A 13,719-nucleotide genomic window follows, 5' to 3' on the forward strand; every position below is an offset into this window, starting at 1 on the left:
CAATAAATGAATACCAAGTCTCTGAGTGAACATACGTAATTCATTACGAAGTTTAATTCACGAGCATCAAACTTAAATTGAAGAGTTTGATCATGGCTCAGATTGAACGCTGGCGGCAGGCCTAACACATGCAAGTCGAACGGTAGCACAGAGAGCTTGCTCTCGGGTGACGAGTGGCGGACGGGTGAGTAATGTCTGGGAAACTGCCTGATGGAGGGGGATAACTACTGGAAACGGTAGCTAATACCGCATAACGTCGCAAGACCAAAGAGGGGGACCTTCGGGCCTCTTGCCATCAGATGTGCCCAGATGGGATTAGCTAGTAGGTGGGGTAACGGCTCACCTAGGCGACGATCCCTAGCTGGTCTGAGAGGATGACCAGCCACACTGGAACTGAGACACGGTCCAGACTCCTACGGGAGGCAGCAGTGGGGAATATTGCACAATGGGCGCAAGCCTGATGCAGCCATGCCGCGTGTATGAAGAAGGCCTTCGGGTTGTAAAGTACTTTCAGCGGGGAGGAAGGTGTTGCGGTTAATAACCGCAGCAATTGACGTTACCCGCAGAAGAAGCACCGGCTAACTCCGTGCCAGCAGCCGCGGTAATACGGAGGGTGCAAGCGTTAATCGGAATTACTGGGCGTAAAGCGCACGCAGGCGGTCTGTCAAGTCGGATGTGAAATCCCCGGGCTCAACCTGGGAACTGCATTCGAAACTGGCAGGCTAGAGTCTTGTAGAGGGGGGTAGAATTCCAGGTGTAGCGGTGAAATGCGTAGAGATCTGGAGGAATACCGGTGGCGAAGGCGGCCCCCTGGACAAAGACTGACGCTCAGGTGCGAAAGCGTGGGGAGCAAACAGGATTAGATACCCTGGTAGTCCACGCCGTAAACGATGTCGACTTGGAGGTTGTTCCCTTGAGGAGTGGCTTCCGGAGCTAACGCGTTAAGTCGACCGCCTGGGGAGTACGGCCGCAAGGTTAAAACTCAAATGAATTGACGGGGGCCCGCACAAGCGGTGGAGCATGTGGTTTAATTCGATGCAACGCGAAGAACCTTACCTACTCTTGACATCCAGAGAACTTAGCAGAGATGCTTTGGTGCCTTCGGGAACTCTGAGACAGGTGCTGCATGGCTGTCGTCAGCTCGTGTTGTGAAATGTTGGGTTAAGTCCCGCAACGAGCGCAACCCTTATCCTTTGTTGCCAGCGGTTAGGCCGGGAACTCAAAGGAGACTGCCAGTGATAAACTGGAGGAAGGTGGGGATGACGTCAAGTCATCATGGCCCTTACGAGTAGGGCTACACACGTGCTACAATGGCGCATACAAAGAGAAGCGACCTCGCGAGAGCAAGCGGACCTCATAAAGTGCGTCGTAGTCCGGATTGGAGTCTGCAACTCGACTCCATGAAGTCGGAATCGCTAGTAATCGTAGATCAGAATGCTACGGTGAATACGTTCCCGGGCCTTGTACACACCGCCCGTCACACCATGGGAGTGGGTTGCAAAAGAAGTAGGTAGCTTAACCTTCGGGAGGGCGCTTACCACTTTGTGATTCATGACTGGGGTGAAGTCGTAACAAGGTAACCGTAGGGGAACCTGCGGTTGGATCACCTCCTTACCTTAAAGAACCTGCCTTTGCAGTGCTCACACAGATTGTCTGATGAAAAGTAAGCAGTAAAAAATCTCTGCAGGCTTGTAGCTCAGGTGGTTAGAGCGCACCCCTGATAAGGGTGAGGTCGGTGGTTCAAGTCCACTCAGGCCTACCAAATTTGCAAACGCAAATTTGAAGAGATTTAACTACGATGGGGCTATAGCTCAGCTGGGAGAGCGCCTGCCTTGCACGCAGGAGGTCTGCGGTTCGATCCCGCATAGCTCCACCATCTTTTACTGCGACAACAAGAAAACTTCAGAGTGTACCTGAGAAGGTGCGCTGCGAAGTTTTGCTCTTTAAAAATCTGGATCAAGCTGAAAATTGAAACGACGCACTGTGTCTGTTCTCCGTAATAAGAGCAGATGAAGGTGTGGTCGGGTCTCAGATTTCGCAATCATGAAGTGAAACAGCTTCGGGTTGTGAGGTTAAGCGACCAAGCGTACACGGTGGATGCCTAGGCAGTCAGAGGCGATGAAGGACGTGCTAATCTGCGATAAGCGCCGGTAAGGTGATATGAACCGTTATAACCGGCGATTTCCGAATGGGGAAACCCAGTGTGACTCGTCACACTATCGTTAAGTGAATACATAGCTTAACGAAGCGAACCAGGGGAACTGAAACATCTAAGTACCCTGAGGAAAAGAAATCAACCGAGATTCCCCCAGTAGCGGCGAGCGAACGGGGAGCAGCCCAGAGTCTGAATCAGCATGTGTGTCAGTGGAAGCGTCTGGAAAGTCGCAGGGTACAGGGTGATACTCCCGTACACGAAGATGCATATGCTGTGAACTCGAAGAGTAGGGCGGGACACGTGGTATCCTGTCTGAATATGGGGGGACCATCCTCCAAGGCTAAATACTCCTGACTGACCGATAGTGAACCAGTACCGTGAGGGAAAGGCGAAAAGAACCCCGGCGAGGGGAGTGAAAAAGAACCTGAAACCGTGTACGTACAAGCAGTGGGAGCACCTTCGTGGTGTGACTGCGTACCTTTTGTATAATGGGTCAGCGACTTATATTCTGTAGCAAGGTTAACCGTATAGGGGAGCCGAAGGGAAACCGAGTCTTAACTGGGCGTTAAGTTGCAGGGTATAGACCCGAAACCCGGTGATCTAGCCATGGGCAGGTTGAAGGTTGGGTAACACTAACTGGAGGACCGAACCGACTAATGTTGAAAAATTAGCGGATGACCTGTGGCTGGGGGTGAAAGGCCAATCAAACCGGGAGATAGCTGGTTCTCCCCGAAAGCTATTTAGGTAGCGCCTCGTGAATTCATCTCCGGGGGTAGAGCACTGTTTCGGCTAGGGGGCCATCCCGGCTTACCAACCCGATGCAAACTGCGAATACCGGAGAATGTTATCACGGGAGACACACGGCGGGTGCTAACGTCCGTCGTGAAGAGGGAAACAACCCAGACCGCCAGCTAAGGTCCCAAAGTCATGGTTAAGTGGGAAACGATGTGGGAAGGCACAGACAGCCAGGATGTTGGCTTAGAAGCAGCCATCATTTAAAGAAAGCGTAATAGCTCACTGGTCGAGTCGGCCTGCGCGGAAGATGTAACGGGGCTAAACCATGCACCGAAGCTGCGGCAGCGACACTTAGGTGTTGTTGGGTAGGGGAGCGTTCTGTAAGCCGTCGAAGGTGACCTGTGAGGGTTGCTGGAGGTATCAGAAGTGCGAATGCTGACATAAGTAACGATAAAGCGGGTGAAAAGCCCGCTCGCCGGAAGACCAAGGGTTCCTGTCCAACGTTAATCGGGGCAGGGTGAGTCGACCCCTAAGGCGAGGCCGAAAGGCGTAGTCGATGGGAAACAGGTTAATATTCCTGTACTCGGTGTTACTGCGAAGGGGGGACGGAGAAGGCTATGTTGGCCGGGCGACGGTTGTCCCGGTTTAAGCATGTAGGCGGAGGTTCCAGGTAAATCCGGTACCTTTTAACGCTGAGGTGTGATGACGAGGCACTACGGTGCTGAAGCAACAAATGCCCTGCTTCCAGGAAAAGCCTCTAAGCATCAGGTAACATCAAATCGTACCCCAAACCGACACAGGTGGTCAGGTAGAGAATACCAAGGCGCTTGAGAGAACTCGGGTGAAGGAACTAGGCAAAATGGTGCCGTAACTTCGGGAGAAGGCACGCTGATATGTAGGTGAAGCCCCTGCGGGTGGAGCTGAAATCAGTCGAAGATACCAGCTGGCTGCAACTGTTTATTAAAAACACAGCACTGTGCAAACACGAAAGTGGACGTATACGGTGTGACGCCTGCCCGGTGCCGGAAGGTTAATTGATGGGGTTAGCGGCAACGCGAAGCTCTTGATCGAAGCCCCGGTAAACGGCGGCCGTAACTATAACGGTCCTAAGGTAGCGAAATTCCTTGTCGGGTAAGTTCCGACCTGCACGAATGGCGTAATGATGGCCAGGCTGTCTCCACCCGAGACTCAGTGAAATTGAAATCGCTGTGAAGATGCAGTGTACCCGCGGCAAGACGGAAAGACCCCGTGAACCTTTACTATAGCTTGACACTGAACACTGGTCCTTGATGTGTAGGATAGGTGGGAGGCTTTGAAGCGTGGACGCCAGTCTGCGTGGAGCCATCCTTGAAATACCACCCTTTAATGGCTGGTGTTCTAACGTGGGCCCGTAATCCGGGTTGCGGACAGTGTCTGGTGGGTAGTTTGACTGGGGCGGTCTCCTCCTAAAGAGTAACGGAGGAGCACGAAGGTTAGCTAATCCTGGTCGGACATCAGGAGGTTAGTGCAATGGCATAAGCTAGCTTGACTGCGAGAGTGACGGCTCGAGCAGGTGCGAAAGCAGGTCATAGTGATCCGGTGGTTCTGTATGGAAGGGCCATCGCTCAACGGATAAAAGGTACTCCGGGGATAACAGGCTGATACCGCCCAAGAGTTCATATCGACGGCGGTGTTTGGCACCTCGATGTCGGCTCATCACATCCTGGGGCTGAAGTAGGTCCCAAGGGTACGGCTGTTCGCCGTTTAAAGTGGTACGCGAGCTGGGTTTAGAACGTCGTGAGACAGTTCGGTCCCTATCTGCCGTGGGCGCTGGAGAATTGAGGGGGGCTGCTCCTAGTACGAGAGGACCGGAGTGGACGCATCACTGGTGTTCGGGTTGTCATGCCAATGGCACTGCCCGGTAGCTAAATGCGGAAAAGATAAGTGCTGAAAGCATCTAAGCACGAAACTTGCCCCGAGATGAGTTCTCCCTGAGCCTTTAAGGCTCCTGAAGGAACGTTGAAGACGACGACGTTGATAGGTCGGGTGTGTAAGCGCAGCGATGCGTTGAGCTAACCGATACTAATGAACCGTGAGGCTTAACCTTACAACGCCGAAGCTGTTTTCGGTGACTGAGACAATTTTCAGCTGAACCAGATTAACCGGGTGGCCCGCGAGGCGGCCCGGAAACAGAATTTGCCTGGCGGCTGTAGCGCGGTGGTCCCACCTGACCCCATGCCGAACTCAGAAGTGAAACGCCGTAGCGCCGATGGTAGTGTGGGGTCTCCCCATGCGAGAGTAGGGAACTGCCAGGCATCAAATTACGTAGTGAACCGGGGCAGTAACCCGGTGGTTACAGAAGTATTCGGTGGAGCGGTAGTTCAGTCGGTTAGAATACCTGCCTGTCACGCAGGGGGTCGCGGGTTCGAGTCCCGTCCGTTCCGCCACCTATTTAAACTAAGCCTGCTTTATTAGCAGGCTTAGTGGTAAGAAATTTAGGGGCGTAGCTCAGTTGGTAGAGCACCGGTCTCCAAAACCGGGTGTCGCGAGTTCGAGTCTCTCCGCCCCTGCCATATAAAGGATCCTTTGCTTCGGCAAAGGATTTTTTTTTGCGTCTAAGAAAGCCCAACTTCCCTTTTTTAACCTCTTTGCGTTGCGTCCCTGCAACATTTCTCTTAATCCATCACATTGATTTTAAGCAGATCTTTAATTTGCCCTTGCTTGTCACTGTTCTGTAGCCAGATGGCATACAGCGGCCTCTGGAGCAGGACTGAATCCGTCACCGTATACAGGCCGGATTTCTGACTCGCCCAGCGCTGTGGTAACCAGGTGCAGCCTTTTAGCGATGCCAGTTGCTGGCAGGCTATCTCAGCGGAACTGGTGGTCAGGACCGGCACATCATCAATGGCAATCAAACCCGCCTCATGCGGCTGGAAATCAGGTCCCCACTCGAGTCGCAGATAATTCAGGTCGCTCTTCATGGCTGAAGGTTCAGCCGCATAAAGCCCCAGGGTAAATTGCCCGAGGATCTGGCTGCTAAATTCATCCATTTTCGGTGCTTCGGTGGTGATCAGCAGATCCAGTTGTCGTTCATGTAACTGCTTTACCAGCGACTGCCGCTGCGCAATGCGCGCCTCGAATTGTAGCTGCCCATAAGAGCGATACAAACGGCTAAGCCAGGGGCTTAGCATGCATTCCCACAAAGAGGCGCTGGCACCAATAGAAAACTCATTATGCTTTGAGGTATGAGCTACTTCTTTACGCGCGGCCTGCCAGGTGTTCATCAGAGTCTCTGCATAGGGCAGAAGTTTTTCACCTGCGGGCGTTAAGCGAATGTTGTTGCGATGACGAGTGAAAAGGTTCACCCCTAGCTGATTTTCAAGCTGACGAATACGAAAGCTCACCGCCGACTGAGTCAGATAAAGCGCTTCTGCGGCGCGCCCAAAGTGGCGAGTTCTGCTCACTTCGAGGAAAGTTTTTAGCAATTCCGTATCCACGGTTTTCTCCGCAAAATAATTTGTCGTTATGATTTAAATGTTTTGTTGGACGCTCTGTCAAGCGTAACTAATACTCCGCGCCATAAATAGCTCGGCCAAAGATATAGGAGCGTGTAGGATGGCGGAAAGCTTTACGACGACTAATCGTTTTTTCGACAATAAAAATTATCCACGCGGATTTTCTCGCCATGGTGATTTCACCATCAAAGAAGCACAACTGCTTGAGCGCCACGGTTATGCCTTCAATGAACTGGATTTGGGAAAACGTGAACCCACCACTGAAGACGAAAAATCGTTTGTAGCCGTCTGCCGTGGCGAGCGTGAGCCGGTAACGGAAGCGGAGCGCGTATGGATCAAGTATATGGGCCGTATCAAGCGTCCAAAACGGTTCCATACTCTGTCTGGTGGTAAACCACAGATGGAAGGTGCAGAAGACTACACCGAGTCAGACGATTAAGAAAAAGGGGCTACGGCCCCTTTTTTCATCTCAGCATCTTTTGCAGGTGCAGCAGCAAGCGATCGATAGCGCGATAGCTCAGGGCTTCCTGCAGGTGCCTGCGTTCAATCTGTTCACTCTCTTCCAGATCGGCAATTGTACGGGCCACCTTCAACAGCCGCTGCCAGGCACGCACCGACAGGCCAAACCGGGTAAGGGTCTCTTCCAGCCACAGGGCGTCTTCTGCCGCAAGTAAGCAATACCTGCGTATCTCCGCATTATCCAGGTGAGCATTGAGTTTATGTTGTCGTACCCGCTGTCGCTCCTGCGCAGCAATCACTCTGTTTCGCACGGTGATGCTGGATTCTCCTTTGGTATGCGTCTGGCTTAATAACCCTGGCGGCGGTAGCGGGATCTCAAGCGATAAATCGAAGCGATCCAAAAATGGTCCCGATAAGCGTCCCAGATAGCGAAGCGTCTGCTCTGGCGAACAGCGATTATGGTTGCCTTGATAGTGCCCCGTTGGGCTGGGATTCATGGCGGCGATAAGCTGAAAGCGAGCGGGATAACTGATCTTTGCGCGGGTGCGGGAGATATTTATCTGCCCGGATTCGATAGGCTCGCGTAAGGCATCCAGTACACGTCTTTCAAACTCAGGTAACTCGTCCAGAAAGAGAATGCCGTTATGCGCCAGCGAGATCTCACCCGGCACGGGAATCGCGCCCCCGCCCACCATGGCCACGAGCGAGGCGCTGTGGTGCGGTGCGCGAAAAGGGCGCTGACGCCACTGCTTATACATCGATGAGGCGTTAACCAGACTCAGGATTGCCGCACTCTCCAGCGCTTCATGGTTGCTGAGTGGCGGGAGCAGGCCATCGAGTCGGCTCGCGAGCATGGTTTTACCGGTGCCTGGGGGACCAATCAGCAGCAGATTGTGCGCGCCAGCAGCAGTGATCTCCAGCGCCCGTTTACCTTGTTCCTGACCGATGATATCTCTGATGTCCCGGTCGCTCTTTTCTATCGCGAATGGCTCCTGAACGGGCGCAGCCAGCTCGTGTCGGCCTTCAAGAAAGGCGCATACCTCCTGCAAATGCCCGGCCACCAGACAGCCTTTTTGTTCAATAAGGCTAACTTCGGCAGCATTATCATTGGCGACAATAATCTCTCTGCCAGCCTGAATGGCCGCCAGGGCACCCGATATTGCGCCGGGAACCCCTCTTAATGCGCCTGTAAGCGCCAGCTCACCCACGAACTCGTATGTGCTCAGTCTGGAACAGGAGAGCTGCTCAGAGGCAGCGAGAAGCGCAATGGCGATAGGTAAATCATATCGCCCGCCTTCCTTGGGTAAATCGGCAGGCGCCAGGTTGATGGTGATCTTTTTGGCCGGAAAGGTATAACCGCTATTGATGATTGCGCTGCGTACCCGGTCTCTGGCTTCCTTGACGGTGGTTTCTGGCAGGCCGACCAGGGTTAAGCCCGGCAGGCCATTACTGAGGTGAACCTCAACGGAAATCAGCGGCGCTTTGACGCCTAACGCAGCGCGGGTATAAACAACCGACAGTGACATAAAGACCCTCCTTGAAGCGGCACTATGTCACGGTGACGGGATGATTTTTACCGGCAAAGGGCGTTTTTACACGGCCTGTTCCTGAATATTTTTACGAAATTGTAATCTTTTCATCGACATGGAAGCCTGCTCGCAGATTGTAATAAGCATTTCTTCTCGCCTCTCCTGCGCACAAAAAAGTGAAATTAATTCATTTTCTATTTTTGTCATAAAAAACAATGATATTTATCTAAATTATTAGCGAAATAAGAAAGTGGATTATAAAAAAATGTTGTGTTCGGTTCGATATCTGTGATAACTCTTTAGGTATTCCTTCGAACAAGATGCAAAAAGAACAGAAAATGACAGCCCTTCTACTAGTGATTAGCCTGGTCGTGATTAGCGTGGTGGTGATTATTATCCCACCGTGCGGGGCTGCACTTGGACGAGGAAAGGCTTAATAATCAAGCCTTAACGAACTAAGACCCCCGCACCGAAAGGTCCGGGGGTTTTTTTATGACCTTAAAACATAAGCGAGGAGCAGAACATGAGTAGTAGCACAAAATTCTGTTTCTCTCGATTTACGACGGGGAAGTAACTATGAATGGCGCACAGTGGGTAGTACATGCGTTGCGAGCGCAGGGAGTCGATACCATCTTCGGTTACCCGGGCGGCGCAATTATGCCGATTTACGATGCTTTGTATGACGGCGGCGTGGAACATCTGTTGTGCCGACACGAGCAGGGTGCAGCGATGGCGGCCATTGGCTATGCGCGTGCAACCGGGAAAACCGGCGTCTGCATGGCGACCTCCGGCCCGGGCGCAACCAACCTGATCACCGGTCTGGCTGATGCACTGCTTGATTCTGTTCCCGTGGTGGCCATCACCGGCCAGGTCGCTTCCCCTTTCATCGGCACCGATGCTTTCCAGGAAGTGGACGTTCTCGGTTTGTCACTGGCTTGCACAAAACACAGCTTCCTCGTGCAATCCCTGGAAGAGCTGCCGCGCGTCATGGCGGAAGCCTTTGAGGTGGCAAACTCAGGCCGTCCAGGCCCGGTGCTGGTTGATATCCCGAAAGATATCCAGGTTGCGTTAGGGGATCTGGAGCCGCACTTCTCCACCGTTGAGAATGATGATGCGTTTCCATTTGCGGAAGTCAGCGAGGCCAGCCAGATGCTGGCCCATGCGCAAAAGCCGATCCTCTATGTAGGTGGCGGAGTAGGGATGGCGCAAGCGGTTCCGGCCCTGCGCGAATTTATTGCCACTACCCGGATGCCCGCTGCCTGCACGTTAAAAGGGCTGGGCGCGGTGGATGCCGATTACCCGTACTATCTTGGCATGCTGGGGATGCACGGCACGAAAGCCGCCAACCTCGCCGTGCAGGAGTGTGACCTGCTGATCGCCGTGGGTGCGCGTTTTGATGATCGCGTAACCGGCAAGCTGAATACCTTCGCACCGAATGCCAAAGTCATTCATATGGATATCGACCCGGCAGAGATGAATAAACTCCGCCAGGCACACGTGGCCTTGCAGGGCGATCTCAACGCACTGTTACCTGCGTTACAACAGCCTTTAGCGATCGATGCGTGGCGGCAGCATGCGGCAGAAATGCGCCGCGAACACGCCTGGCGTTACGACCATCCTGGCGACGCGATCTTCGCGCCGTTGCTGCTCAAGCAGCTGTCGGATCGCAAACCGGCCAACAGTGTTGTGACCACCGACGTGGGCCAGCATCAGATGTGGTCAGCGCAGCACATGACTTACACGCGCCCGGAAAACTTCATCACTTCAAGCGGCTTAGGCACGATGGGCTTCGGTTTACCAGCCGCGGTAGGTGCCCAGGTGGCGCGCCCGGACGATACGGTGATCTGTGTCTCTGGTGATGGCTCCTTCATGATGAACGTGCAGGAGTTGGGCACCATCAAGCGCAAGCAACTGCCGGTGAAGATCGTACTGCTGGATAACCAACGTTTAGGCATGGTGCGCCAGTGGCAGCAGCTCTTTTTCCAGGAGCGTTACAGCGAAACCACCCTGACCGATAACCCCGATTTCCTCGTTCTGGCCAGCGCCTTCGGCATTCCTGGCCAGCACATCACCCGTAAAGACCAGGTTGAAGCGGCACTTGATGAAATGCTGTCAAGCAAGGGGCCTTACCTGCTTCATGTCTCAATCGACGAACTTGAGAATGTCTGGCCGTTGGTGCCGCCCGGCGCCAGTAACTCACAAATGCTGGAGAAATTATCATGATGCAACATCAGGTCGCCGTGCAGGCTCGCTTCAACCCGGAAACGTTAGAACGTGTATTACGCGTGGTGCGCCATCGTGGGTTCCAGATATGTTCGATGAACATGGAAACCGCCACCGACGCGCAAAACATAAATATCGAATTGACCGTTGCCAGCCAGCGCCCCGTCGAATTACTGTTTAGCCAGTTGAGCAAACTGGTCGACGTCGCCCGGGTCGATATCCAGCAGCGTGCCGCTACATCACAAACACAACAAATTCGCGCCTGAGCGCAAAGGAAGAAAAATGACGACGAAAAAAGCTGATTTCATTTGGTCCAATGGTGAGATGATTCGCTGGGAGGACGCTAAAGTCCACGTGATGTCCCACGCGCTTCACTACGGTACGTCTGTTTTTGAAGGCATCCGTTGCTACGACTCACACAAAGGTCCGGTTGTGTTCCGTCATCGCGAACACATGCAGCGTCTGCGTGATTCAGCCAAAATTTATCGTTTCCCGGTTTCCCAGAGCGTGGATGAGCTGATGGAAGCTTGCCGCGCCGTCCTGCGCAAAAACAACCTGACCAGCGCCTATATTCGTCCTCTGGTATTTGTGGGCGATGTGGGTATGGGCGTCAACCCGCCAGCCGGTTACACCACTGATGTGATCATCGCCGCGTTCCCGTGGGGAGCCTACCTCGGCGCAGAAGCGCTGGAGCAGGGGATCGACGCGATGGTTTCCTCCTGGAACCGTGTGGCACCAAATACCATCCCGACCGCAGCAAAAGCGGGCGGTAACTACCTCTCTTCCCTGCTGGTTGGCAGCGAAGCCCGTCGCCACGGCTATCAGGAAGGTATTGCCCTGGATGTGAACGGCTATATCTCTGAAGGTGCAGGTGAGAACCTGTTCGAAGTGAAAGATGGCATTCTGTTCACGCCGCCGTTTACCTCCTCAGCCCTGCCGGGCATCACCCGTGACGCCATCATCAAGCTGGCGCAGGATCTGGGCATCGAAGTGCGCGAGCAGGTTCTGTCCCGTGAATCGCTGTACCTGGCCGATGAAATCTTTATGTCCGGTACCGCGGCAGAGATCACGCCAGTGCGCAGCGTTGACGGCATCCAGGTGGGCGAAGGCCGCCGTGGTCCGGTGACCAAACGTATCCAGGAAGCATTCTTTGGCCTCTTTACCGGTGAAACCGAAGATAAATGGGGTTGGTTGGATCAGGTTAATCAATAAGCATAAATATGGGACGGCACGCACCGTCCCATTTACCAGATAGACGGGAGTAAATAACGCATGCCTAAGTACCGTTCCGCCACTACCACTCACGGCCGCAATATGGCGGGCGCCCGCGCGCTGTGGCGCGCCACCGGAATGACCGACGCCGATTTCGGCAAACCGATTATCGCCGTGGTCAACTCTTTCACCCAATTTGTACCGGGTCACGTGCACCTGCGCGATCTCGGGAAGCTGGTTGCCGAGCAGATTGAAGCCTCTGGCGGCGTGGCGAAAGAGTTCAATACCATCGCCGTGGATGACGGGATCGCAATGGGGCACGGGGGCATGCTTTATTCACTGCCGTCGCGCGAGCTGATTGCCGACTCGGTGGAGTACATGGTTAACGCCCACTGTGCCGATGCGATGGTCTGCATCTCCAACTGCGACAAAATCACCCCTGGGATGCTGATGGCCTCCCTGCGCCTGAACATCCCGGTGATCTTCGTCTCCGGCGGTCCGATGGAAGCGGGTAAAACCAAACTGTCCGACAAGATCATCAAGCTCGACCTGGTTGACGCGATGATTCAGGGTGCTGACCCGAAAGTCTCCGACGAGCAGAGCGAGCAAGTTGAGCGTTCGGCGTGTCCGACCTGCGGCTCCTGTTCCGGTATGTTCACTGCGAACTCAATGAACTGTCTGACCGAAGCGCTGGGTCTGTCTCAGCCGGGTAACGGCTCGCTGCTGGCGACCCACGCCGATCGCAAAGAGCTGTTCCTTAACGCCGGTAAACGCATTGTTGAGCTGACCAAACGCTACTACGAGCAGGACGATGCCAGCGCGCTGCCGCGCAATATCGCCAGCAAAGCGGCGTTTGAAAATGCCATGACTCTGGATATCGCCATGGGCGGTTCCACCAATACCGTTCTGCACCTGCTGGCCGCGGCCCAGGAAGCAGAAATTGATTTCACCATGACCGACATCGACCAGCTGTCCCGCAAAGTGCCGCAGCTGTGTAAAGTTGCGCCGAGCACACAGAAATACCACATGGAAGATGTTCACCGTGCGGGTGGCGTGCTGGGGATCCTCGGGGAGTTAGATCGCGCAGGGCTGATGAACCGTGACGTGAAAAACGTGCTCGGTCTGACGCTGCCGCAAACGCTGGATCAGTACGACGTGATGCTGACCAAAGACGAGTCCGTCAAAAAAATGTTCCGCGCCGGCCCGGCAGGTATCCGTACCACGCAGGCGTTCTCCCAGGACTGTCGCTGGGATACCCTGGATGACGATCGCGCGGAAGGCTGCATTCGCTCGCTGGAAAATGCCTACAGCAAAGATGGCGGCCTGGCGGTGCTTTACGGTAATTTCGCGGAAAACGGCTGTATCGTTAAAACGGCAGGCGTGGACGACAGCATCCTGAAATTCACCGGTCCGGCAAAAGTCTACGAAAGTCAGGATGATGCGGTGGAAGCGATCCTCGGCGGCAAAGTTGTCGCTGGCGATGTCGTGGTGATCCGCTACGAAGGACCGAAAGGCGGGCCGGGGATGCAGGAGATGCTCTACCCAACGACCTTCCTTAAATCTATGGGTCTCGGTAAAGCCTGTGCGCTGATCACCGACGGTCGTTTCTCAGGGGGGACATCCGGTCTCTCAATCGGTCACGTTTCGCCGGAAGCGGCCAGCGGCGGTAACATCGCGATCATCGAAGATGGCGATCTGATCGAAATCGACATTCCGAATCGTGGTATTCAGCTGAAACTGAGCCCTCAGGAAATTGCTGCCCGCCGTGAAGCACAGGACGCGCGTGGGGACAAAGCCTGGACGCCGAAAGATCGTCAGCGCGAAGTCTCCTTCGCCCTGCGTGCTTACGCTACCCTTGCCACCAGTGCAGATAAAGGCGCGGTGCGCGATAAATCCAAACTCGGGGGCTAAT

Annotated in this window: 9 protein-coding genes, 4 tRNA genes and 3 rRNA genes; 14 read left to right on the plus strand and 2 right to left on the minus strand. The window is 54.2% G+C overall.

Translation table 11 applies throughout. The features are described 5' to 3' along the window. Positions 1 to 74 precede the first annotated feature (74 nt). From C3F35_RS12505 to C3F35_RS12535, 7 genes are all read left to right on the plus strand, one after another. Positions 75 to 1,614: ribosomal RNA gene (locus C3F35_RS12505) — 16S ribosomal RNA — on the plus strand. A 71-nt stretch (positions 1,615 to 1,685) separates the two neighbouring features. After that, positions 1,686 to 1,762, plus strand: a tRNA-Ile gene (locus tag C3F35_RS12510). Between the two features lie 38 nt (positions 1,763 to 1,800). Then, positions 1,801 to 1,876, plus strand: a tRNA-Ala gene (locus C3F35_RS12515). A 194-nt stretch (positions 1,877 to 2,070) separates the two neighbouring features. After that, positions 2,071 to 4,976, plus strand: a 23S ribosomal RNA gene (locus tag C3F35_RS12520). Positions 4,977 to 5,068: 92 nt separating this feature from the next. After that, positions 5,069 to 5,184: ribosomal RNA gene (gene rrf, locus C3F35_RS12525) — 5S ribosomal RNA — on the plus strand. The 16S, 23S and 5S rRNA genes sit together here with 4 tRNA genes alongside, the layout of an rRNA operon. A gap of 55 nt (positions 5,185 to 5,239) precedes the next feature. Then, positions 5,240 to 5,316: transfer RNA gene (locus C3F35_RS12530), tRNA-Asp, on the plus strand. A 50-nt stretch (positions 5,317 to 5,366) separates the two neighbouring features. Continuing rightward, positions 5,367 to 5,442: transfer RNA gene (locus C3F35_RS12535), tRNA-Trp, on the plus strand. Positions 5,443 to 5,544: 102 nt separating this feature from the next. On the opposite strand, the gene hdfR is transcribed toward C3F35_RS12535, so the two are convergent. Beyond that, complete coding sequence (gene hdfR / locus C3F35_RS12540) at positions 5,545 to 6,366, minus strand: HTH-type transcriptional regulator HdfR (RefSeq protein WP_032615217.1); 822 nt, start codon at positions 6,364 to 6,366, stop codon at positions 5,545 to 5,547. 118 nt (positions 6,367 to 6,484) lie between these two features. On the opposite strand from hdfR, the gene C3F35_RS12545 reads away from it, so the two are divergent. Next, positions 6,485 to 6,823, plus strand: coding sequence for a DUF413 domain-containing protein (locus tag C3F35_RS12545; protein WP_032615215.1), 339 nt, complete (start codon positions 6,485 to 6,487; stop codon positions 6,821 to 6,823). 25 nt (positions 6,824 to 6,848) lie between these two features. Here the strand turns inward: C3F35_RS12545 and C3F35_RS12550 are convergent, their stop codons facing one another. Then, positions 6,849 to 8,369 carry a YifB family Mg chelatase-like AAA ATPase gene (locus tag C3F35_RS12550; protein WP_103793446.1) on the minus strand — a complete coding sequence of 507 codons (1,521 nt, stop codon included), beginning with the start codon at positions 8,367 to 8,369 and terminating at the stop codon, positions 6,849 to 6,851. 341 nt (positions 8,370 to 8,710) lie between these two features. Here C3F35_RS12550 and ilvL point away from each other — a divergent pair, with 341 nt between their 5' ends. From ilvL to ilvD, 6 genes are all read left to right on the plus strand, one after another. Further along, positions 8,711 to 8,809, plus strand: a complete 99-nt coding sequence (gene ilvL / locus C3F35_RS12555; protein ID WP_023620831.1) for an ilv operon leader peptide — start codon at positions 8,711 to 8,713, stop codon at positions 8,807 to 8,809. Between the two features lie 86 nt (positions 8,810 to 8,895). Beyond that, positions 8,896 to 8,946, plus strand: coding sequence for a peptide IlvX (gene ilvX, locus C3F35_RS26835; protein ID WP_196221615.1), 51 nt, complete (start codon positions 8,896 to 8,898; stop codon positions 8,944 to 8,946). Between the two features lie 2 nt (positions 8,947 to 8,948). Continuing rightward, positions 8,949 to 10,595, plus strand: coding sequence for an acetolactate synthase 2 catalytic subunit (ilvG, locus tag C3F35_RS12560; RefSeq protein WP_103793447.1), 1,647 nt, complete (start codon positions 8,949 to 8,951; stop codon positions 10,593 to 10,595). Further along, positions 10,592 to 10,861: an acetolactate synthase 2 small subunit gene (gene ilvM, locus C3F35_RS12565; protein ID WP_032615208.1), complete on the plus strand. Its 270-nt coding sequence runs from the start codon at positions 10,592 to 10,594 to the stop codon at positions 10,859 to 10,861. Before ilvG ends, ilvM begins: the two co-directional genes overlap by 4 nt. Before the next feature lie 16 nt (positions 10,862 to 10,877). Further along, positions 10,878 to 11,807 (plus strand): branched-chain-amino-acid transaminase, encoded by a 930-nt coding sequence (ilvE, locus tag C3F35_RS12570; protein WP_032615204.1) that lies wholly within the window; start codon positions 10,878 to 10,880, stop codon positions 11,805 to 11,807. Positions 11,808 to 11,867: 60 nt separating this feature from the next. Then, complete coding sequence (gene ilvD / locus C3F35_RS12575) at positions 11,868 to 13,718, plus strand: dihydroxy-acid dehydratase (RefSeq protein WP_032615201.1); 1,851 nt, start codon at positions 11,868 to 11,870, stop codon at positions 13,716 to 13,718. Position 13,719: the final 1 nt, after the last annotated feature.

This window comes from Leclercia sp. LSNIH3 (genome assembly GCF_002935105.1).
In the GTDB taxonomy this organism is placed as follows: domain Bacteria; phylum Pseudomonadota; class Gammaproteobacteria; order Enterobacterales; family Enterobacteriaceae; genus Enterobacter; species Enterobacter adecarboxylatus.

Excerpts from the sequence above, each read along its gene's own strand:
- C3F35_RS12550 (WP_103793446.1), bottom strand. The coding sequence starts at position 8,369 with ATGTCACTGTCGGTTGTTTATACCCGCGCTGCGTTAGGCGTCAAAGCG.
- ilvG (WP_103793447.1), top strand. The coding sequence starts at position 8,949 with ATGAATGGCGCACAGTGGGTAGTACATGCGTTGCGAGCGCAGGGAGTC.
- C3F35_RS12545 (WP_032615215.1), top strand. The coding sequence starts at position 6,485 with ATGGCGGAAAGCTTTACGACGACTAATCGTTTTTTCGACAATAAAAAT.
- ilvM (WP_032615208.1), top strand. The coding sequence starts at position 10,592 with ATGATGCAACATCAGGTCGCCGTGCAGGCTCGCTTCAACCCGGAAACG.
- ilvE (WP_032615204.1), top strand. The coding sequence starts at position 10,878 with ATGACGACGAAAAAAGCTGATTTCATTTGGTCCAATGGTGAGATGATT.
- ilvL (WP_023620831.1), top strand. The coding sequence starts at position 8,711 with ATGACAGCCCTTCTACTAGTGATTAGCCTGGTCGTGATTAGCGTGGTG.
- ilvD (WP_032615201.1), top strand. The coding sequence starts at position 11,868 with ATGCCTAAGTACCGTTCCGCCACTACCACTCACGGCCGCAATATGGCG.